Raw genomic sequence first — 20,446 nt, forward strand, 5'->3', positions numbered from 1 at the left:
GTCGTACCTTCGGCAATGCCTTCCAACAAAGGCAACAGGTGGTTGCACTCATGTGTATTGGCCCCAAGCCGCCTAACGCTCCTCCAGCCCGGCCAAAATCGCACAATCCGGGCAGTCGTCTCCCGCGCAGGCATCGTGCCAGCGTTGCAGCTCGGCCACCATGCCCTGCAAGCGTTCGATTTTGGCTTCCAGCTCGGCGATGTGCCGCGCGGTGAGCGTTTTCACTTCGCGGCTGGTGCGCTGCGGGTTGTGTTGCAGGCTCAAAAGCTGCTCGATCTGCGGCAGCGAAAAGCCCACTTCCCGCGCATGGCGGATAAAGCGCAGCCGGGCAAGGTCGGCCTGTCCGTAGCGGCGGTAGCCCGCTTCGCTGCGCGCGGCCAGGGCGATTAGGCCGTGCTTTTCGTAGTCGCGGATTTGTTTGGCGGAAAGGCCGCTCTCGGCCGCGGCCTGGCTGATGTTCATCATGATGCTTGACCTTTACTTCGGGTGAAGCTTTATAGTGGCGGCACTTAGCGGGAAAGCAAGAGCAGACCCATCATTTTAGGCTACCTGAAAGCTTTGGCTGCAACGGGCTTTAAAACCTCAGCCTCATTCCAACAGAAAGGAAACCCTATGCAAACCATCACATTAAACATCGAAGGCATGACCTGCGGCGGCTGCGTGAAAAGCGTTACCAGCATCCTCGAAGGCGTAAACGGCGTGGACAAGGCCGAAGTGAGCCTGGAAAACAAGAACGCCGTCGTGGAATTCGACCCCGCCCAAACCAACCCCGCCGCGCTGATAGAAGCGGTGGAAGACGGCGGGTATGATGCGGCTTTGTAAATCGAATCGCAACAAATCGACTGCAACACCCCAAAGGCTACCTAAAAACCCTGCTCCGCTTTTTTCAGGTAGCCCAACCACATTCAGAAGGAAGAAACCATGCAACAAAAAGTCCGTTTCCAAATCGAAGGCATGACCTGTCAGGCCTGCGCTTCGCGCATTGAAAAAGTGTTGAACAAAAAAGACTTTGTCGAATCGGCGGGGGTGAACTTCGCCAGCGAGGAAGCGCAGGTGGTGTTTGACGACAGCCAAACCTCCGCCGCCGACATCGCCAAAATTATCGAGAAAACCGGTTACGGCGCGAAGGAAAAGACGGAAGACGCGCTGCCGCCGCCCGAAGAAACCGCGCATGTAAGCTGGCGGCTGTGGCTTTTGCTGGCAATCAATATTCCGTTCCTTATCGGCATGGCGGGGATGATGATTGGCAGACACGATTGGATGATTCCGCCGTTGTGGCAATTCGCGCTGGCGAGCGTGGTGCAGCTTTGGCTGGCAATCCCGTTTTACAAAAGCGCGTGGGCGAGCATCAAGGGCGGGCTGGCGAATATGGACGTGCTCGTTACCATCGGCACGGTATCGATTTACCTGTATTCCGTTTATATGCTGTTTTTCAGCCCGCACGCGGCGCACGGCATGGCGCATGTGTATTTTGAAGCGGGCGTGATGGTGATCGGTTTTGTGTCGCTGGGCAAATTTTTGGAACACCGCACCAAAAAATCCAGCCTGAACAGCTTGGGCTTGCTGCTGAAACTCACGCCGACTCAAGTCAACGTGCAACGCGATGGTGAATGGAAACAACTACCCATCGACCAAGTGCAAATTGGCGACCTAATCCGCGCCAACCACGGCGAACGCATTGCCGCCGACGGCATTATTGAAAGCGGCAGCGGCTGGGCGGACGAGAGCCACCTCACCGGCGAATCCAATCCCGAAGAGAAAAAGGCGGGTGGCAAAGTGTTGGCGGGTGCGCTGATGACCGAAGGCAGCGTGGTGTATCGCGCCACGCAGCTCGGCAACCAAACCCTGCTCGGCGACATGATGAACGCGCTGTCCGAAGCGCAAGGCAGCAAAGCGCCGATTGCGCGCGTGGCGGACAAGGCGGCGGCGGTGTTCGTGCCTGCCGTCGTGGGCATCGCGCTTTTGACCTTTATCGCCACTTGGCTGGTGAAAGGCGATTGGACGATTGCGCTGATGCACGCCGTTGCCGTTTTGGTAATTGCCTGCCCGTGTGCGCTTGGTCTGGCAACGCCCGCCGCGATTATGGTCGGCATGGGCAAGGCGGTGAAACACGGTATTTGGTTTAAAGACGCGGCGGCGATGGAAGAAGCCGCCCACGTCGATGCCGTCGTGTTGGACAAAACCGGCACGCTGACCGAAGGCAGACCGCAGGTTGCTGCCGTTTATTGCGTTCTCGACAGCGGCTTTGACGAAGACGCTTTGTACCGCATCGCTGCCGCCGTCGAACAAAACGCCGCCCACCCACTCGCCCACGCTATTGTCTCCGCCGCCCAAGCGCGCGGTTTGGAAATCCCAACTGCACAAAACGCGCAAACCGTTGTCGGCGCAGGCATTACCGCCGAAGTAGAAGGCGTGGGTTTGGTGAAAGCGGGCAAACTTGATTTTGCCGAATTAAAGCTACCTGAAAACCTTTCAGACGACGTCTGGCGTATCGCAAGCATCGTCGCCGTTTCCGCCAACGGCAAACCCATCGGCGCATTCGCACTCGCCGACGCGCTGAAAACCGACACCGCCGAAGCCATAGGTCGTCTGAAAAAACACGGCATCGACGTTTACATCATGAGCGGCGACAATCAAGGCACGGTCGAATATGTCGCCAAACAACTGGGCATCGCACACGCCTTCGGCAACATGAGTCCGCGCGACAAAGCCGCCGAAGTGCAAAAACTCAAAGCCGCCGGCAAAACCGTGGCGATGGTCGGCGACGGCATCAACGACGCGCCTGCGCTCGCCGCCGCCAACGTCAGCTTCGCCATGAAAGGCGGCGCGGACGTTGCCGAACACACCGCCTCCGCCACGCTGATGCAGCATTCGGTCAACCAACTCGCCGATGCCCTGCTGGTATCGCAAGCCACTTTGAAAAACATCAAACAAAACCTGTTTTTCGCCTTCTTCTACAACATCTTGGGCATCCCGCTCGCCGCACTCGGCTTCTTAAACCCCGTCATCGCAGGCGCGGCAATGGCGGCAAGCTCGGTTTCGGTGTTGGGCAATGCGTTGAGGTTGAAACGGGTGAAGATTGAGTAATATAGCCGCGTAATATGCGTAATATAAAAGAAAGGTCGTCTGAAATCCCCTCCCCTCTTTCAGACGACCTTTCTTTTCTAATATGCGGTTTCCAAACTCTTTTTGCGGTACAATACCGCCCTTAAATTTTCCTTATTTCAAAGCACAAACCGCCATGTCAAAAAAAACCAAACAAGAATTAGAGAACAACAAACTCAACAAACGCCTGCGCCACGCCGTCGGCGACGCGATTAACGATTTCAACATGATCGAACCGGGCGACAAAATCATGGTCTGCCTCTCCGGTGGAAAAGACAGCTACGCCCTGTTAGACATCCTGCGCCAGCTCCAAGCCAGCGCGCCGATTGATTTCGAACTGGTTGCCGTCAATCTTGACCAAAAACAGCCGGGCTTCCCCGAAGAAGTGCTGCCGACCTATCTCGAAAGCATAGGCGTACCGTACAAAATCGTCGAAGAGGACACCTACTCCACCGTTAAACGCGTATTGGACGAAGGCAAAACGACTTGTTCGCTGTGCAGCCGCCTGCGCCGCGGCATTCTCTACCGCACTGCAAAAGAATTGGGCTGCACCAAAATCGCCTTGGGACACCACCGCGACGACATCCTCGCCACCATGTTTTTAAATATGTTTTACGGCGGCAAACTCAAAGCCATGCCGCCCAAGTTGGTGAGCGACAACGGCGAACACATCGTCATCCGCCCGCTGGCGTATGTGAAAGAAAAAGATTTGATCAAATATGCCGAACTGAAGCAATTCCCAATCATCCCTTGCAACCTCTGCGGCTCGCAGCCCAACCTGCAACGCCAAGTCATCGGCGATATGCTTCGAGATTGGGACAAACGCTTCCCCGGCCGCATTGAATCGATGTTCTCTGCCCTGCAAAACGTCGTCCCTTCCCACCTTGCCGACCCCGAGCTTTTCGACTTCGTCGGTTTGGAACGCGGTCAAACCTTGAAACACGGCGGCGACTTGGCGTTTGACAGCGAAAAAATGCCCGAACGCTACTCCGACGGCAGCGAAGAAGACGAAAGTGAAATCAAAATCACCCCGTCCAAACCTGAACGCAAAGTCATCAATATTCTGGCAAACAAGCCGAAAACTTGCGGCGCATAAAACAAAAATCCGGATGCCTTGTCCGGATTTTTTATTTCTTTGCACAAACCTGCCTTGAATCATCAGGACGTGCAACCATAATACGGTAAGTCGCATAATACGGTAAGTCGTCTGAAAACTGGGATTTTACGGGAAAGACGATACAAACCGTTCCATTTTAATCCGCCGCAAAACAAGCTCAGCGTGCTTCGCATACCCTTTTCCCTTCCATCAAAAAAGGACTGTTATGACTGCCATTTTCATCCTGCTCGGTTTAATCGCCATCTGTGTCGGACTGCTCGGCACGGTTTATCCCGCTATTCCCGGATTGGGATTGATGTTCGGCGGCGCATGGCTGCTTGCCTATGCCGGCGATTATCAGATTTACGGTACAAATACTCTAATTTTTCTCGCAGTTGTCGCCGCTATCGGCACGGCGATGGATTATGTCGCAGGCGCATTAGGGGCAAAATATACAGGAGCCACTAAAACAGCAGTTTGGGGGGCACTGATTGGCGGTATTGTCGGCGCGTTTTTCTCCATTCCCGGGCTGTTGTTCGGTCCGCTCATCGGCGCGGGTACCGGGGAATTCTTGGCGCGCCGCGATATGTGGCAGGCGGGCAAAGTCGGGCTGGGGACGTTTATCGGCTTCATCATCGGTACGGTCGCCAAAATCGGTTGCGCCTTGACGATTGTAATGACCCTGCTCGTTATATGGGCGGCAAGCTGGTTTTAACCTGATCATTGTAAAGGTCGTCTGAAAACCTTTTTTCAGACGACCTTTTGATTTTTTACCTGATCGGAAAGTTATCCCTTACCGCAACAAGCTTTGTATTTTTTACCGCTCCCGCAGGGACAAGAATCGTTTCGCCCGATTTTTTCGCCTTCGCGACGTACGGTTTGCGGTTTGTTGATAATTGCCTGCCAATACCAGTAAATATCGAGCAGGACGTGCGGCAGGTCGGATTCGAGCTGTGAGAGTTCTTTTTCAGTCAGGTGCAAAATGATTTCGCCGTTTTGCTCTTCGTCGTAAATACCGCCCAAAGCCATGATCGGATAGAACAGGTCTTCAAACTCCTCCTGATCGACCGCTTCAAACCAATCGGTCGGCACGACATCCAAGGCATACAGATAGGCGTTACACCAAGTGTACACGTCGGGATTGCCCGCTGCATCTTCGTAAAGCCACAAATCGGGCAACATTTTACTGCCGAGCTTGATACGCAAATCAGCCGCCAGCGCCATCACCAAACGCTCGATTTCGGTACGCTCTTTCGCGTCAAACAATGATTCTTCACCCAACACTTCAGGCAGCCAATCGTTCGGATTCAAGGCATCGGGACCACTCAACAAAGCCATCATAAATGCCTGTACCTCATCGCAGCGCATGGTGTTGTGTTGTTCCGATTTGGCATCGAGCAGCTGCATCAGGCGCAGGCGGGACGCCTCATCAAATGCTTGTAATTGCATGGTTTTTCCTTATTTTTAATGATGTATCCGTTATCTGAAAGGTCGTCTGAAAACCATTTTCAGACGACCTTTTCATCAATCCGGCTTATTTCGAACTGCTGCCGAACAAGCCTTTGAACCACAACACAATATCATCCCACATCCGCCTGAACCAGTTGCCTTCTTCAACGGAATGGAGGGCGACGACGTTTTTCTCGGTAATGACTTTGCCGTCTTTGACGATTTTGAGTTTGCCCAAGCTTTGACCTTTGCGTATCGGGGCGATAACGGGCTGGACGGTTTCTAAAATCGGTTTGATGTTTTGTCCGGCATCGTGGGGAATCGTGATGTACACGTCTTCGAGGAAGCCGACATTCACCGATTTGCTGCTGCCTTTATAAACTTTGACCTTAGAAATGATTTCGCTGCCGTTGTAGAGCTTGGGCGTATCGAATGCCTGCAATGCCCAGTTGAGCAATTTGCCGCTTTCGGACGCGCGGGCTTCGGTGGAATCGGTACCGACAACGATGGAAACGATGCGTCTGCCGTTGCGTTTGCTGGAAGCGGCAAGGTTGTAGCCTGCGCTTTCGGAATGTCCTGTCTTCAGGCCGTCCACACTGGTGTCGCGGTAGAGCAGGAGGTTGCGGTTTGGCTGTTCGACATTGTTGTATTTGAAGGATTTAATCGAAAATACGGGATAGTATTTCGGATAATCGTGTATCAGCGCGGCGGAGAGGATGGCTAAATCACCGACGGTGGAAACGTGGCCTTCGGCAGCCAATCCGGTCGGGTTTTTAAAGTGGGTTTTGGTCATGCCCAAACGCTTGGCTTCTTCGTTCATTTGTTGGACGAACACGTCCACCGAGCCGCCTCCCATGGCTTCGGCAAGCGTGGTGGCGGCATCGTTGCCGGATTGGACAATCATGCCCTTAATCAAATCGCTGACGCTGGCGGGAACTTTGGGACTGAGGAACATCCGTGAGCCTTCGATTTTCCAGCCTGCATCGGACACGGTCAGCATTTGGTCAGCGCGCAATGTGCCGTTTTCCAAAGCTTTGAACGCGAGGTAGGCGGTCATCATTTTGGTCAGCGAAGCGGGGTCGATTTGGGTGTCGATATTGCCGGAGGCAAGCACTTGATGGCTTTGCAAATCGGTAACGATGTAGGCGGCAGCGGCAATGGCAGGCGGCGCATCGGGGCTGTTGATGCTGGGCATCATGGCCTCGGGTTGGGATGCGGCGGCAGGCGCAGGCTCGGAAGCTGCAACAGCAGGGGCTGCGTTGTTTTTAGCCGCTTGCGGCGCGGCTTGCGCGGCGGCAATCATCATTGCCGCGATCAATACGGATAATATTTTTTTCATCGGGATGTGGTGCGGAAACAGAAATAAAAACAACCGCGTCGTGCGGTTTGGCACAAAAGGCAGTCATTATACCGCCGCAACTTCGCTTTGCTAAGATTTTTCTTGATTTCAGACGACCTCGAGGGTATGGTTTTACCTTTCCGCCGTTTTGTTGGCAAAGTTTGACGCGGACGGCGGACACTCCTTTCGAAAATAATCCTCCGGCACACAAAACCATGAACAACCGCCCCTCTTATTCCGATTACCTCATCCGCATCCTGACCGCCTCCGTTTACGACGTTGCCGTCGAAACGCCGCTCGAACCTGCAATCGGGCTGTCACGTCGTCTGAACAACAACGTCCTGCTCAAACGTGAAGACCTGCAACCCGTGTTTTCCTTCAAAATCCGCGGCGCGTACAACAAAATGGCGAAGCTGCCCAAAGAAGCACTCGCCTGCGGCGTCATCGCCGCCAGCGCGGGCAACCACGCACAAGGCGTCGCCCTTTCAGCACAGCGTTTGGGCTGCCGCGCCGTCATCGTCATGCCCGAAACCACGCCCAAAATCAAAATCGACGCCGTCAAAAGCCGCGGCGGAGAAGTCGTCCTCAAAGGCGTTTCCTACAACGATGCCTACGATTACGCGATGGAGTTGGCAGAAAAAGAAAAACTGACCTACATCGCCCCGTTTGACGACCCCGACGTGATTGCCGGACAAGGCACGGTCGGCCTGGAAATCGTGCGCCAGCGTCCCGACGACATCCACGCCATCTTCGTCCCCATCGGCGGCGGCGGACTGGCTGCGGGTGTTGCCGCATTCGTCAAACAAGTCCGCCCCAGCATCAAAGTCATCGGCGTGCAAACAAACGACTCCTGCTGCATGAAGCAATCCGTCGAAGCCGGAAAAGTCGTCAGCCTCAAAGACGTCGGCCTCTTCTCCGACGGTACCGCCGTCAAAGTCGTTGGCGAAGAAACCTTCCGCCTCTGCCGCGATCTCTTGGACGACATCATCACCGTCGATACCGACGCTATCTGCGGCGCCATCAAAGACATCTTCGACGACACCCGCAGCATCACCGAACCCGCAGGCGCGCTCGCCCTCGCCGGTCTGAAAACCTACGCCGCCCGCAACCGCATCCAAAACCAAACCCTCATCGCCGTAACCAGCGGCGCCAACATGAATTTCCACCGCCTGCGCCACGTTTCCGAACGCAGCGAATTGGGTGAAGGCAACGAAGGCATTTTCGCCGTTACCATCCCCGAAGAACGCGGCAGCTTCCTCAAATTCGTCAACCTGCTCGGCAGCCGCAACATCACCGAGTTCAACTACCGCTACGGCGACGACCAAAAAGCCCATATCTTCGTTGGCCTGCAAACCGCAGGTTCCCAAGACCTCGCCGTCATCAGCCGCCAACTGACCGAAGCCGGGCTGCCCAATGTCGACCTGACCGACGACGAAATCTCCAAAATCCACATCCGCTACATGGTCGGCGGACGCACAACAAAAGTCGCCCACGAACGCTTAATCAGCTTCGAGTTCCCCGAACGCCCCGGCGCACTCGCCCGCTTCCTCAACCACATGCAGGGCGGCTGGAATATTACCCTCTTCCACTACCGTAACCACGGCGCCGACTACGGCCGCATCCTCGTCGGCATCGACGTCCCGCCCGGCGACAATCAAGCCTTCGAAAACTTCCTCGAAAGCCTTGGTTACAGCTATCAGGACGAAACCCAAAACGCCGCATACCGCCTGTTCCTTGCTTGATAGGAAGGCAAAATAAAAGGTCGTCTGAAACCCTTTTATGGTTTCAGACGACCTTTCATCTTTCGGACAACCGATACCAATCCGTATCAACTGTCCTGAATTTGATGTGCTTAACGCCAGTAGCGCCACCAAGGCATATCGTTCGGTTGCCATTGGTGTTGCAGGAACGGGCTTTGCGGGAAGTTGGTTTCCAAAACGCGGCGGGTGTCGGCGGCGAGTTGGGGTTTGTCCAGTTTTTTGTAAGCCAGCTCCATCATGGCGAGCGATTCTTCGACGTAGCGGGTATTTTGGTAACGCTCGACGATTTTTTGGGCGCGGTTGACTGCGGCGAGGTAGGCGCCGCGTTTCATGTAGTAGCGGGCAACGGAGATTTCGTTACCGCCCAATGCGTCCACCAGTTTTGCCATGCGCTCGGTGGCGTCGGCGGCGTATTTGCTCTCCGGATAGCGTTGTACCAATTCGGCAAATGCTTGGTATGCGCTGCGGTTGGCTTTAGGGTCGCGGTCGGACCAGTCTTGGGAGGCGAGTTTGTTGAGGAAGGATTGGTCTTCGTTGAACAAAACCAAGCCTTTGAGGTAAAGCGCGTAATCCATATTCGGATGTTGCGGGTGATGGCGCTGGAAGCGGTCGATGGCGGCGAGGGCTTTTTCAGGCTCGTCGTCTTTGTAATAGGCGTATGCGGTGTCCAGTTGCGCCTGTTGCGCGTAGCGGCCGTTGGGGAAGCGGGATTCTAAAATTTCGTATAACTTGATGGCTCGCGTATAATTGCTGCTGTTCAACTCGTCATGCGCTTCGGCATAGAGTTTTTCCACGTTCCAATCTTGTGTGATTTGCGCGTCTTTATCGACCGTACCTTTATTGCTTGCACAGGCACCCAGTGCCAGACTTAACGAAACTACTAAAAGAATTTTTTTCATGCAGAATACTTCCTTTGATAATGAAGCCGATTATAGCGACGATTTAGACTTTACGTCAGCCCCCGAAGCAGAAAGTTGTGTTAATTTGACTGTTCCGCTGGAGCTTGCGGGCGGGCGGCTGGATGCGGTGTTGGCAAAGCTCATGCCTGATTATTCGCGCAGCCGCCTGACATCGTGGATTAAAGAAGGCGCGGTCATTGTAAACGATAAGCCCGCCCAACCCAAAGACAAAATGATAGGCGGGGAATCCATCAGCGTAACGGTACGTCCGAGCGAAGAGAATCTCGCGTTCAAACCCGAAGCGATGGATTTGGATATTGTGTACGAAGACGATACCGTCATCGTCGTCAACAAACCCGCCGGACTGGTCGTCCACCCCGCCGCAGGCAACTGGACGGGGACGCTGCTCAACGGCCTGCTGGCGCATTGTCCCGAATTGAGCCAGATTCCGCGCGCGGGCATCGTCCACAGGCTAGACAAGGAAACCAGCGGCCTGATGGTGGTCGCCAAAACCCTGCCCGCACAAAATTCCCTCGTGCAACAGCTTCAAGAGCGCACGGTCAAACGCATCTACCGCGCCGTCGCCAACGGTATCGTTCCCTTTGACGGCAAAATCGAAACCCAAATCGGACGCGATCCGCACAACCGTCTGAAAATGGCGGTCGTCAAATTCGGCGGCAAACCTGCCGTTACCCACGTCAAAGTGTTGGAACGCTATCTTGCCCACAGCTACATCGAATGCTCGCTCGAAACCGGCAGGACGCACCAAATCCGCGTCCATATGCGCGAAGCCAACCACCCGCTTGCCGCCGACCCCGTTTACGGCAACCTGCGCCATCCGTGCAGCGAACCGGTGAAAGAAGCCGTCAAAAGTCTGGGCGCGCGTCAGGCTTTGCACGCCTACCGCTTAAGTTTCGTCCATCCGAAAACCGGCGAAACCGTCTCTTTTGAAGCCCCGATTCCCGACGATATTTACCACCTGCTCTCCGTCCTGCGCCTCGAAGCAGGCTTGGATTCGTCTTTGAGCAACGAAGAAGAGTGGCAGGACAAACTCGGCACAGATGACGACGATGATTGGAACGAAGACGATTACGATGTCGAAGTGGTTTATGTGAGGGATTAAGCAGGTGTTTTCAGACGACCTGTTACTCAAGGGTCGTCTGAAAACGAACTTCATATAAAGTTTAGATAAGGTTTATCCAACGGCATCATTCATGCTGCACCGGCAAGAATCCGAACCTCTGATTTCTCAGCGACAATTAAAAATTTACAGCAATCCCGAATCTCTGGATTCCCGCCTGCGCGGGAATGACGAAAAACCAAACATCCATTTACCCTAAGGGCAGTTAATAAACCCTTACCGCTACGCACCTATTCCGACACCCCATGAAAACCATCACAGAAACCTTAAACCTCGCCCCGCAAGGCAAAAATTTCCTGACAGCCGACTGGCCTGCGCCTGCCAACGTTAAAACCCTGATTACCACCCGCAACGGCGGTGTCAGCCAAGGCGTGTATCAAAGTTTGAATCTCGGTTCGCACGTCGGCGATGATCCTGATGCCGTGCGCCGCAACCGTGAAATTTTGCAGGAACAGGTCGGGCTGCCCGTCGCCTACCTCAATCAAATCCACAGCACCATCGTCGTCAACGCTGCCGACGCATTGGGCAACACGCCCGACGCAGACGCTTCGGTGGACAACACAGGCAAAGCCGCCTGCGCCGCGATGACTGCCGACTGCCTGCCTGTCTTGTTCTGCGATAAAGCCGGTACGGTCGTTGCTGCCGCACACGCGGGCTGGCGCGGTTTAGCGGGCGGCGTATTACAAAACACCATTGCCGCGATGAATGTTGCACCTGTCGAAATCATGGCATATCTCGGTCCTGCCATCGGCGCGGACGCGTTCGAAGTCGGACAAGACGTATTCGACGCATTTTGTGCGCCCATGCCCGAAGCGGCGGACGCATTCGAAGACATCGGCGGCGGTAAGTATCTTGCTGACATCTACGCGCTGGCGCGTTTGGTTCTGCGCCGCGAAGGGGTGGATATGATTTACGGCGGTACACACTGCACCGTCTTGGAACGCGACACTTTCTTCTCTTATCGCCGCGACGGACAAACCGGCCGCATGGTCAGCCTGATTTGGTTGGAACAGGTATAAAAGGTCGTCTGAAAAGCCCTATCCTCTTTCAGACGACCTTTGTAAGACCCAATCCGCCAACATTCAAATCCACCCCAATCCGCACCGCTCAAAAGGATATTCTCATGACTCAAAAAAACGAACACCGCTCCCACCCTCAAGGCGAGCTTTTGCTGCGCACCGTCGCCATGCCGCAAGACACCAATCCCAACCAAGATATTTTCGGCGGCTGGATTATGTCACAAATGGATTTGGGCGGCGGCATTTTGGCGGCGGAAATCGCGCAAGGCCGCATCGTTACCGTCGCCGTTCAGGAAATGAACTTCATCCGCCCCGTTAAAGTAGGCAACGTCGTTTGCTGCTACGGACGCTGCGTGCGCGTGGGCAATACTTCGCTGCAACTGAAAATCGAAGTTTGGGTGAAAACGCTGATGAACGACCACCTGACCGAAGACCGCCAACTCGTTACCGAAGCCGTCTTCACCTACGTCGCCATCGACAGCGAAGGCAACACGCGCCCTATTCCCAAAGAAGGCAACCCGAAACTGCAAGGTCTGATTTAAACCCTGATTTAAGCAAAGGTCGTCTGAAAACCCATATTGGAGATTTTCAGACGACCTTTTGACTTAAGGCGATACAGGATTTGCTATTGACTGACAGGATGAAACGAAAACGCTCACTCAGGATCATCCGTAAACGCATTCGCCCGAAAGATCGGTACGAACGTCAACAGATAAAGCACGAACACGGCGGCGGTCAGAATCGCGGGGACAGTGATGAAGAATATCGGATTCACGTTCATTAAAACAGCGCGCGAGACGGCTGCGGCGAAGAGGATGGGAACGGCGATGCGGCAGAGTTTGGGATAGTCGAGTTTGGTAAAACCGCTGTGCCACAGTCCGGCGGTCAGCCACACCATCATCACGCCGCCCATCATACCGCCGAGGGTAATCAGGTGCAGGGGTGCGGAGGCGGGCAGGTTTTGCAGTTTCGCCGCGCCTGTCCACAGATAGCCTGCGGCGGCAAAGAGTTGGAGCAGGTAATAGGTGCGGACGTAGTGTTTGCGCAGGAGTTCGTGATGGTGCAGTTCGCGCAGCTTGGCGAGCAGGATGAGGCCGACGGCGAGCGCGGTAAAACCGGCGGTTTGCGCGGGCAGCCAAAGTTCGGCGGCGGTGTGCAGGAGCAGGAAGGTAATGGCGATATTTTTATAGACAATGTTGGGGATGAATACGGGGTCTTTCAGACGGCATTCTTTAAGGGCTTCCGCGCCCAGAAGGACGCTGACGCGCACGGATACGAACATGACCGCCGCCATGTTCAAATGCACTTGCGCGCGCAGCAGGTTTAAATCGCCGCTGACGGCATAGGCCGTCTGAAAAACGGTGAACGCGGCAAGCAGCATCAGTAGGGCGAAATTGTCGGTGTTGCGGTCGAGCCAAATCAGCCAGGCGCAGAACAGCAGCAACACCAGCCAATAGGCGGCGACGAAAAACGAAGCGGTTTGCGGCGCAAACGGCAGCAGGACGGATGCGGCAAGCAACAGCGCCGCCAAGACGGTGGAAACAGGTTTCAGACGACCTTTATAACCCGTCCATTCGAGCATGGCGGCAGTCAGGAAACCGCCGTATGCCGCAGGCAGCATAAGTTCTAAGAAGATTTGGCGGTGCAGGACGATGGCGCCGGGGCTGATGAAAAACACCAACGCGCCGAGTATGGCAAGCACCGCCGCGCCGACGAAAAACGGCCGCATGGGGTGGGTGAAAAATTTATTCATGACTTGGCTTGATTCTGCATGAAGATGCTTTCGGATATGGATTTATTGGGCGGACAGGGCCGTATCTTTTGCCAAAGAGGTAAGCCTGCGGCTTGCTTACCCTCTCCCTAGCCCTCTCCCACGGGGAGAGGGGATTAGGCTGTCGAGCCCGAGCATTTTCAGGTTTACCTGCCATCTGATTTTCAATCCTGCGCTCTCTGATTTTCAGCAACCTGTTCCCCTCGCCCCGTGGGAGAGGGTTAGGGAGAGGGTAACGAACCGCAAGGTTTGTCAGATACTCAAATGCCCGTATCATTCATATTATTGATATTATTGTTCGAATTGTATTATTTTCAATAATAATAAATAATCCTAAACCAATATAAATAACAGCCATTATCCAACGACTAAACTTCTCTACAATTTCACCAATACCTGAAATATTAGCCAATCTTTGTGCTGTATATACTAAAACAAAAATCAATATTAAAAATACAAGAAGAGTAACTAATAAGTCGACAAGATCTAAAGTCACAAAGTAAGGAACAAAAAGTCCAATATTATCTGCACCACAACTAGCAACTGTAACCAAAGCAACAATACCGACTAATTTTGACAACCCTTTTTCATCCAATTCTTTTTTAGCTCTTTTTTCGCCCTCACAATCGTCGTAAATAGCAACTTTAATACCTAAGTAAATCGGTATTAAACCTAATAAACCCAACACCCATTTTTCCGGAACATAATGCAAAACAAAAGCTAGAAATAAACTAACTAATATTAAAATTACAGAACCTAAATATTGTCCGATATAAATATCTCGATATTCTTTTCTAGTATTTGCTCTAGCAAAAAATATTAATAGTATTACCAACAAATCTACTGCTGTAGCAATATATAAAACAGCAGCAGTAATCACAGTCGAAAACATAAAGCACCTCATAATGAATCCCCTGCCCCTTGGCACCACGGCTTTTTCAAAAACCGAATCGCGTTCGGATAACAGATTCGTATCTTTCGCTAAAGAGGCAAGCCTGCGGCTTGCTTACCCTCTCCCTAGCCATCTCCCACGGGGAGAGGGAATTGGGCTGTCGAGCCTGAACATTTTTAGGTTTACCTGCTATTCGATTCCCAATCCTGCACCCTCTGATTTTCAGCAACCTAATCCCCTTTCCCCGTGGGAGAGGGTTAGGGAGAGGGCAACGAACCGCAAGGTTCGTCAGACACTCAGATCCCCTTATCACTCATAATAATGAATCCCCTGAAACTCTCTTGCCACCACGGTTTCTTCAAAAGCCGAATCGCGTTCGGACAGCGGCGTAGGCAGGGTTATCACGTTTTGCACGTTCATGCCCTTAGTGGAAAGCAGCATGATTTCATGGCTCAGGCGCGCGGCTTCGAATCGGTCGTGCGTTACCAGCATACACGCCATGCCCTGCCGCTCGATTTTTTCCACCAGCATGGCAACCAAAATATCGCGTAAATCGCGGTCCAAACCGACAAACGGCTCGTCCAGCAAAGCAAGGTCGCAACCACACAGCAGCAGGCGCAAAAATGCTACCCGTTTCGCCATGCCGCCGGACAATTCGGTCGGATATTTGTTCAAATCGCCCGCAGTCAGCCCGACTTTCGCCGCCAGCGCGACGATTTCGCCTTCATCGGGTTTGTCCATAAAAATAGCGATATTCTGCATCGCGGTCAAGTTTTCCGGCAGGCGGTTTTCCTGAAACAGAAAACCCGTTTTGCGGAAAGTATTGCGTATCGAGCCCGATTTCGGCGTTTCCAAGCCCGCAATCAGCCGCAAAACCGTCGTCTTGCCGCAGCCGCTCGGCCCGAATAAAGCCTTCACTTCGCCATGTTGCAGGTTCAAACTGAAATCGCGCACGATGGGGTCGCGGAGAATTTCAAAACGCACGTTTTCAAGACAGAGCATCATCTCCTCCACGGCATAAACAAAATTTCCAAAGGCTTGGTAATCAGGTATTCAAACAGCGATACAAACACGATGACCAACACCACATAAGCCATCACCGTCGAAGTCTCCAGCATCGCCCTCGCGTCCGCAATCCGCGCGCCGACGCCTTCGCTCGCGCCCAAGAGTTCCGCCATAATCACCACCTTCACCCCCATCGCCACCGCCACGCCGATGCTGGAAATCACATAGCCCGTCAGATGCGGGATATACAGATAACGGATTTTTTTCAGACGGCCTAATTTATAAGCGTCAAACAACTCCTCATGCTGCTTGTTCACGCTCGCCATCCCGACCGCCGCACTCGCAAACGTCAGCGGCGCAACCAACACAATGATGGTAAACAACACGCTCGGATTGCCGAAACCGAACCAAAACAGAGCCATCACCACCCAAATAATCGGCGGCATCGCCAACAAAACCGTAATCACAGGCTTGAGCAACGCCATCGCCGTCTTAAAACTGCCCGCCACCAGCCCCGCCGCCAATCCCGCCACCAGCGCAACCGAAATCCCCACCACCGACCGCCACAGCGAAATCCCGATTTCGTTTTCCTGAAAATGTTTCAATAAATCCAAAGACTTTTGAAACACCTCCACCGGCTCAGGCAGCATAAACTCACCGAACACGGCACTGCCCCACGCCCACAACGCCACCACCATCATCGCCACGCTCAAACCGGCAAAGCCGCTCCAAAGGTAGTCGATGATGTAAAACACCGCAGGCTGCGGTTTGCGGATTTTGTCGGTTTTAATCATGGTTTAGGTGTTGGTTGATGGGGATGGTTTGGGGATGATAAGTCGTCTGAAAAATGGTTGATTGGGTTAGACGGAACGTCGCAATCCAACAAAATGGCTTGGTTTCCCCAAATAGTGTTTTCAGACGGCCTTGGTTTGGGATTTCGGTGTTTTGTTGAGTTGCGACTGCGGTTAAGCCAACCTACAGTTACTAATCTGCTCCTGTGTTAAAATTATCAATTATATTTTTCTTTAAATTATCTAAATTAAACTTTTTTTCTAATTTAATAATAATATGGTTAGTCTTCTCCATATCAGACATTTCGTTATTTTTTGGAATGTAGTAACTAACTTTTTTCTGTACCGAACTATAATCTACACCTAATTTATCTAAAACTTGTTCAACAGCTCTTACAAAATCAATTTGCCTAAAAAATCGTACATTCTCACTTAATATATATTCATGTATTGTGTTATTTTGACTAAATGTATCGCAAATATGCTTCTTTTCCATAGATCTTGGATTTTCACACAACCCAAATACCCATAACAAACATTCATTTTTTAATCTTAAATTTACATCTAATGATTTATATCTTTTCTTTACAGTAGAAATATTTAATCCAAAATGTTTAGCTAATGACGTTAAAGAGCCACTATATTCATTATCTCCTTGAGTAAATTTTATATTTTTACTATTTGAATGGTTCGTTAGGATAAAATCTAAAAACTCTTTTTTTCTTTTTTGAATATATCTATTTAAATCAACATTATTTTCATATTGGAAACCATTATTTTCTAAAAATCTCATACTTCTTGCTCTTACTGTACTTTTAGGTATATTATTTAATTCAGAAAACTCACTAGAATTTAAAATAAAATCCCCATTCTCATTTGGATATTTTATTTCATTAGAGAATGATGACTTTGCATGTAATTTCATTTTTTGATTACATCTTCTTTTTCTCTGCCTTAAAATGTTTGTTCCTCCTGTTTTTCTACTATCAGAAAATTCATAAATAGCATAATAAATTGCATCAGAAATTACCTCTTCTGCCAAAAAATCATTACAATAATTATTCCTATTTTTTTCAATAAAATTATTAACTCTCCATCTAAGCGTATATTCTTTAATTGAATATTCTTTGCTGAGTTCTAGATACATTTCTTTTTTTGAATCAAAATTCCAACTCCTACATACTCCATTGCCATCTACAAAATTGTTTATTGATATGGCTTGATTTCTTCCTGTACCTCCTATGCTATGTCCACCATTCATCAAGTTATATCCATTAGGTACTAATGTATTTTCATTTATAATTAAATTAAATTCGTAATCTATCATTTCTTGTTCTGAATCAAAATCTTGGACAAGTTCAATACGAAATAAATTAAATTTTACCTTTCGCCAATTAGACTTATTCTTCTCATATTCTTCATACATTGCGGCTTGTAAAGAAAAAGGATTTACAAACCGACCAGATTTAGCTTTTCTAGTCAATTCATTAAAATGGGCTCTTAATCGTTCTACTAGACCTCTTTTAGTTAATCCTATATATTTTTTCCCATTAGAAGAATGAATAATTCTATATACCTTGTATTTTTTCATTGAACAATCCTATTATTAAAGTAGCTTGGGTAGCAAACGTAGAAACTGTCCTCCCTGTCAAGCCCGAATGGCTACCACCCGCCGTCATTCCCGCGCAGGCGGGAATCCAAAGGTTTGACGTTGCTGCAATTTTAAAATATTCCTGCAATATCAGAGACTGGATTCCCGCCTGCGCGGGAATGACGGCTCTTTGTGTACTGTTCTAACTATTATCTGATAGGTCGTCTGAAAAGGGTATATTGGATTCCCCAATACAACTTCCCCTTTTCAGACGACCTCTTTCCCTTTAAGCCAAGAAGAACCCGTTATCCGGCAACTTGCCGCCCAGAAGTTTCGGATTGAACTGCATCAGGATTTCGTAAAACTTCAAAATCTCGTTCTTCACTTCACTGCCTTTGGTTACCGTCAGCCGCGCACCGTCCAAGCCCATGACTAGGGCGGGTTCGGGAGCGGGGAGGTAGTTTTTGCCGATTTTCGCGGCGCTTTGGCGGTTGACCAGTATCCAGTTGAGCGCGTTTTTCAAATCCTGATGGAAGATGTCGAACTGCGCTTTGTGTGCGTGGAAATATTCTTCGTTGGCGATGATGCCCGCCATCGGAATCAGCGGTTTGGTGTCAAACGCCTGCCCCCATGCTTTCACCAAATCAAAACCGCGCACGACGTTTACGCCCATGGTTTTGCCTTTGAGCATACCCGCGCTTGCCATTGGTTCGGGCAGGATGGCGGCGTGGTAGTCCTTGCTCAAAAATAGGCCGACTGCTTCCGGCGGCGTAGCGGTGTAAGTGATGCCGACTTTGTGCGCGTCGATTTTCAGTTTTTTCAACAAGGCTTGCAGCACGATGTCGGGCATGTCGTTTTTAAACGGCACGAGGATTTTTTTGCCGACCAAATCCTGCGGCGAGGCAATCGCGCTGCCTTTGCAAACCAACTGCGTGATGCCGTTGGTCAAAATATTCACCATGCCGACTTTCTGCCCTTGGTTGCGCAGGTTTACGCCGACATTGCTCGGACTCATCATCACTTTAAATTGCCCGCTCGCCACGCCCGCGCGAAGCTGGTCGGGCGAGCGCCAAACCTTGAGCGACACGTTCGCCTGCTTCGCCAGCTTGCCCTGCAACGCCGCTACGGCAATGGTTACGCTGGGCATCGCCGGCGCACCGTACACGGTAAACTGCTCTTTCCCCACCGCCAACAGCGAAGGCGAAACGCCTGCCGCCGCCAGCGCGGCGGTCATTTTTAAGAAATCACGTCTTTTCAGTTCCATTTTCCAATCTCCTGGTTAGGTAGCGCGGACTTCAGCCCGGCTGTTTAACAGAATCCCTCTAAGATGGGTTTGAGCTGCGCCAAACATAGGAATGGACACACCACAGCCTATCTAGATCCGCAACTCTGTTTTACCATCTATATTCTGATAATAATTTTTATTCATTATGCTATTAAAGAAAATGGAAGTAAAGGCACGATTGTTCCGACATCCGTTTATATATAGAAACGCAAATCTTTTTCGGCATTACACCTATCAATAATATTGAAATAAAAGGTCGTCTGAAAACGGTTTTCAGACGACCTTTTATTTCCCAATACGGCTTAATTTGTGTTTTTCGGTTTTAAAGAACCAAGATAAATCGCCGACAAAGTCAAAACAACACCAAACCACTGTAAAGTGTTGATCGGCTTGTCCAACCAAAAATAATCAATCAGTAAAGCGGCAACGGGTTCGGAAAGCAGCAGCAAACCGGTTAAAGACAGGGACAGCAGCGGAATTGCATAGGCAATCATACCCCATGCCAAACATTGCATGGCCACGCCGTATATCAAGACCAAGCCTATATCGCGCCATTGCGTCGGGTATAGGGCGTTGCTGTCGAAAATCAGCGCGGGAACAATCAGGGACAACGCGCCGCCGAAACTCAAAACCATCATCATCGGAAAAAGCGCCACCCTTTCGACTTCATGCGTTTTGCGGACGAATACCATAGACAATGCCAAAAGCCCGCCCGACGCAATTCCGCTGACAAAGCCCCATAAGGCGTGGGCATTGTGATTGAACTCGGGACTGCCGATTAGGACAATCCCGCCAACTGCCAATATCAGGCTCAAAACTTGCAGGCTGTTCAAGCGTTCTTGAAAAAAGAAAAATCCGATGGCGGACAGAAAAAATATCTGCAAGCTGTTGAGCAATGTGGAAATCCCGGGGCCTACCGCATATACGCTCTCATGCCACAATGACAAATCAAACGCCAGAAATATGCCGGATAACATGGCATATTTGACCGCCCTTCTGCTTTTGGGCAGCTTTTGCCTGAAAAAACGGGAGAGCAGCCAAAATACACCCGTCGCAATCAGCAGCCGCCAAAATGCAACCGCATACGGGCCTACGGGGACGAATCTGACGATCAGGCTGCCCAGCCCGAATAAGACGCAGCCGAAGATGAGGAATGGTGCTGCATAAGAGTCGGAACGGATATTCATGGATTTGCTCCGCAACGGATCGGCATGAGGATTTAAAGTGATGAAAAGGGTTTTGCATGGTAACGCAAATCCGAAAGAGAAATAAGTAGCAACTGTATTTTTCACCCCGTCGGGCA

19 protein-coding genes are annotated in these 20,446 nt (G+C 51.2%); 8 read left to right on the top strand and 11 right to left on the bottom strand.

The window, feature by feature from the left end:
- Positions 1-72: 72 nt before the first annotated feature.
- On the bottom strand, positions 73-465 hold the full coding sequence (gene cueR, locus HMPREF3066_RS02025) for a Cu(I)-responsive transcriptional regulator (RefSeq protein ID WP_070440122.1): 393 nt from the start codon (positions 463-465) through the stop codon (positions 73-75).
- Between the two features lie 147 nt (positions 466-612).
- Here cueR and HMPREF3066_RS02030 point away from each other — a divergent pair, with 147 nt between their 5' ends.
- The 4 genes from HMPREF3066_RS02030 to HMPREF3066_RS02045 all read left to right on the top strand — a co-directional run bounded on the left by HMPREF3066_RS02030 (position 613) and on the right by HMPREF3066_RS02045 (position 4,916).
- The gene (locus tag HMPREF3066_RS02030) at positions 613-822 is read left to right on the top strand and encodes a heavy-metal-associated domain-containing protein (RefSeq protein WP_003742983.1); all 210 of its coding nucleotides are present in this window, start codon (positions 613-615) and stop codon (positions 820-822) included.
- A gap of 99 nt (positions 823-921) precedes the next feature.
- Positions 922-3,087, top strand: a complete 2,166-nt coding sequence (locus HMPREF3066_RS02035; RefSeq protein ID WP_070440129.1) for a heavy metal translocating P-type ATPase — start codon at positions 922-924, stop codon at positions 3,085-3,087.
- 154 nt (positions 3,088-3,241) lie between these two features.
- Entirely contained in the window at positions 3,242-4,201 is a 960-nt protein-coding gene (ttcA, locus tag HMPREF3066_RS02040; RefSeq protein ID WP_003742981.1) for a tRNA 2-thiocytidine(32) synthetase TtcA, read from the top strand.
- 226 nt (positions 4,202-4,427) lie between these two features.
- Entirely contained in the window at positions 4,428-4,916 is a 489-nt protein-coding gene (locus HMPREF3066_RS02045; protein WP_039410026.1) for a DUF456 domain-containing protein, read from the top strand.
- 71 nt (positions 4,917-4,987) lie between these two features.
- On the opposite strand, the gene HMPREF3066_RS02050 is transcribed toward HMPREF3066_RS02045, so the two are convergent.
- Positions 4,988-5,650, bottom strand: a complete 663-nt coding sequence (locus tag HMPREF3066_RS02050) for a YecA family protein (protein ID WP_070440131.1) — start codon at positions 5,648-5,650, stop codon at positions 4,988-4,990.
- An 85-nt stretch (positions 5,651-5,735) separates the two neighbouring features.
- Entirely contained in the window at positions 5,736-6,989 is a 1,254-nt protein-coding gene (locus HMPREF3066_RS02055; protein WP_070440150.1) for a D-alanyl-D-alanine carboxypeptidase family protein, read from the bottom strand.
- 215 nt (positions 6,990-7,204) lie between these two features.
- Here HMPREF3066_RS02055 and ilvA point away from each other — a divergent pair, with 215 nt between their 5' ends.
- A complete protein-coding gene (gene ilvA, locus HMPREF3066_RS02060; RefSeq protein WP_070440133.1) occupies positions 7,205-8,731 on the top strand; it encodes a threonine ammonia-lyase, biosynthetic in 1,527 nt (508 codons plus the stop codon).
- Between the two features lie 110 nt (positions 8,732-8,841).
- Here ilvA and HMPREF3066_RS02065 read toward each other — a convergent pair whose 3' ends face one another.
- Entirely contained in the window at positions 8,842-9,648 is an 807-nt protein-coding gene (locus tag HMPREF3066_RS02065; protein ID WP_003755523.1) for an outer membrane protein assembly factor BamD, read from the bottom strand.
- Between HMPREF3066_RS02065 and rluD the strand changes: the two genes are divergently transcribed.
- The 3 genes from rluD to yciA all read left to right on the top strand — a co-directional run bounded on the left by rluD (position 9,647) and on the right by yciA (position 12,350).
- Positions 9,647-10,771, top strand: a complete 1,125-nt coding sequence (gene rluD, locus HMPREF3066_RS02070) for a 23S rRNA pseudouridine(1911/1915/1917) synthase RluD (protein ID WP_036529295.1) — start codon at positions 9,647-9,649, stop codon at positions 10,769-10,771. The genes HMPREF3066_RS02065 and rluD overlap by 2 nt on opposite strands.
- Before the next feature lie 263 nt (positions 10,772-11,034).
- Positions 11,035-11,808, top strand: a complete 774-nt coding sequence (gene pgeF / locus HMPREF3066_RS02075; protein ID WP_070440134.1) for a peptidoglycan editing factor PgeF — start codon at positions 11,035-11,037, stop codon at positions 11,806-11,808.
- A gap of 104 nt (positions 11,809-11,912) precedes the next feature.
- Positions 11,913-12,350 carry an acyl-CoA thioester hydrolase YciA gene (gene yciA, locus HMPREF3066_RS02080; protein WP_003742967.1) on the top strand — a complete coding sequence of 146 codons (438 nt, stop codon included), beginning with the start codon at positions 11,913-11,915 and terminating at the stop codon, positions 12,348-12,350.
- A gap of 113 nt (positions 12,351-12,463) precedes the next feature.
- Here the strand turns inward: yciA and HMPREF3066_RS02085 are convergent, their stop codons facing one another.
- The 7 genes from HMPREF3066_RS02085 to HMPREF3066_RS02115 all read right to left on the bottom strand — a co-directional run bounded on the left by HMPREF3066_RS02085 (position 12,464) and on the right by HMPREF3066_RS02115 (position 20,330).
- The gene (locus tag HMPREF3066_RS02085) at positions 12,464-13,561 is read right to left on the bottom strand and encodes an NnrS family protein (protein WP_070440136.1); all 1,098 of its coding nucleotides are present in this window, start codon (positions 13,559-13,561) and stop codon (positions 12,464-12,466) included.
- 295 nt (positions 13,562-13,856) lie between these two features.
- Positions 13,857-14,471 (bottom strand): CadD family cadmium resistance transporter, encoded by a 615-nt coding sequence (locus HMPREF3066_RS02090; RefSeq protein ID WP_070440138.1) that lies wholly within the window; start codon positions 14,469-14,471, stop codon positions 13,857-13,859.
- Between the two features lie 309 nt (positions 14,472-14,780).
- Positions 14,781-15,473 carry an ATP-binding cassette domain-containing protein gene (locus HMPREF3066_RS02095; RefSeq protein WP_210385685.1) on the bottom strand — a complete coding sequence of 231 codons (693 nt, stop codon included), beginning with the start codon at positions 15,471-15,473 and terminating at the stop codon, positions 14,781-14,783.
- Positions 15,473-16,270: an ABC transporter permease gene (locus HMPREF3066_RS02100; protein WP_070440142.1), complete on the bottom strand. Its 798-nt coding sequence runs from the start codon at positions 16,268-16,270 to the stop codon at positions 15,473-15,475. Before HMPREF3066_RS02100 ends, HMPREF3066_RS02095 begins: the two co-directional genes overlap by 1 nt.
- 190 nt (positions 16,271-16,460) lie before the next feature.
- Positions 16,461-17,858, bottom strand: a complete 1,398-nt coding sequence (locus tag HMPREF3066_RS02105; RefSeq protein ID WP_070440144.1) for a GIY-YIG nuclease family protein — start codon at positions 17,856-17,858, stop codon at positions 16,461-16,463.
- Positions 17,859-18,144: 286 nt separating this feature from the next.
- Positions 18,145-19,122, bottom strand: coding sequence for an ABC transporter substrate-binding protein (locus HMPREF3066_RS02110; RefSeq protein ID WP_070440146.1), 978 nt, complete (start codon positions 19,120-19,122; stop codon positions 18,145-18,147).
- A 323-nt stretch (positions 19,123-19,445) separates the two neighbouring features.
- Entirely contained in the window at positions 19,446-20,330 is an 885-nt protein-coding gene (locus tag HMPREF3066_RS02115) for a DMT family transporter (protein ID WP_070440148.1), read from the bottom strand.
- Positions 20,331-20,446 lie beyond the last annotated feature (116 nt).

It is taken from the genome of Neisseria sp. HMSC03D10, from assembly GCF_001807625.1.
Taxonomy (GTDB): Bacteria; Pseudomonadota; Gammaproteobacteria; order Burkholderiales; family Neisseriaceae; genus Neisseria; species Neisseria mucosa.

Bases quoted from the DNA above. Each gene is read 5' to 3' on its own strand.
- ttcA (WP_003742981.1), top strand. From the start codon at position 3,242: ATGTCAAAAAAAACCAAACAAGAATTAGAGAACAACAAACTCAACAAA.
- rluD (WP_036529295.1), top strand. From the start codon at position 9,647: ATGCAGAATACTTCCTTTGATAATGAAGCCGATTATAGCGACGATTTA.
- HMPREF3066_RS02035 (WP_070440129.1), top strand. From the start codon at position 922: ATGCAACAAAAAGTCCGTTTCCAAATCGAAGGCATGACCTGTCAGGCC.
- yciA (WP_003742967.1), top strand. From the start codon at position 11,913: ATGACTCAAAAAAACGAACACCGCTCCCACCCTCAAGGCGAGCTTTTG.
- HMPREF3066_RS02115 (WP_070440148.1), bottom strand. From the start codon at position 20,330: ATGAATATCCGTTCCGACTCTTATGCAGCACCATTCCTCATCTTCGGC.
- HMPREF3066_RS02100 (WP_070440142.1), bottom strand. From the start codon at position 16,270: ATGATTAAAACCGACAAAATCCGCAAACCGCAGCCTGCGGTGTTTTAC.
- HMPREF3066_RS02030 (WP_003742983.1), top strand. From the start codon at position 613: ATGCAAACCATCACATTAAACATCGAAGGCATGACCTGCGGCGGCTGC.
- HMPREF3066_RS02045 (WP_039410026.1), top strand. From the start codon at position 4,428: ATGACTGCCATTTTCATCCTGCTCGGTTTAATCGCCATCTGTGTCGGA.
- HMPREF3066_RS02085 (WP_070440136.1), bottom strand. From the start codon at position 13,561: ATGAATAAATTTTTCACCCACCCCATGCGGCCGTTTTTCGTCGGCGCG.
- HMPREF3066_RS02090 (WP_070440138.1), bottom strand. From the start codon at position 14,471: ATGTTTTCGACTGTGATTACTGCTGCTGTTTTATATATTGCTACAGCA.
- HMPREF3066_RS02110 (WP_070440146.1), bottom strand. From the start codon at position 19,122: ATGGAACTGAAAAGACGTGATTTCTTAAAAATGACCGCCGCGCTGGCG.
- HMPREF3066_RS02065 (WP_003755523.1), bottom strand. From the start codon at position 9,648: ATGAAAAAAATTCTTTTAGTAGTTTCGTTAAGTCTGGCACTGGGTGCC.
- HMPREF3066_RS02095 (WP_210385685.1), bottom strand. From the start codon at position 15,473: ATGCTCTGTCTTGAAAACGTGCGTTTTGAAATTCTCCGCGACCCCATC.
- HMPREF3066_RS02105 (WP_070440144.1), bottom strand. From the start codon at position 17,858: ATGAAAAAATACAAGGTATATAGAATTATTCATTCTTCTAATGGGAAA.
- pgeF (WP_070440134.1), top strand. From the start codon at position 11,035: ATGAAAACCATCACAGAAACCTTAAACCTCGCCCCGCAAGGCAAAAAT.
- cueR (WP_070440122.1), bottom strand. From the start codon at position 465: ATGATGAACATCAGCCAGGCCGCGGCCGAGAGCGGCCTTTCCGCCAAA.
- HMPREF3066_RS02050 (WP_070440131.1), bottom strand. From the start codon at position 5,650: ATGCAATTACAAGCATTTGATGAGGCGTCCCGCCTGCGCCTGATGCAG.
- ilvA (WP_070440133.1), top strand. From the start codon at position 7,205: ATGAACAACCGCCCCTCTTATTCCGATTACCTCATCCGCATCCTGACC.
- HMPREF3066_RS02055 (WP_070440150.1), bottom strand. From the start codon at position 6,989: ATGAAAAAAATATTATCCGTATTGATCGCGGCAATGATGATTGCCGCC.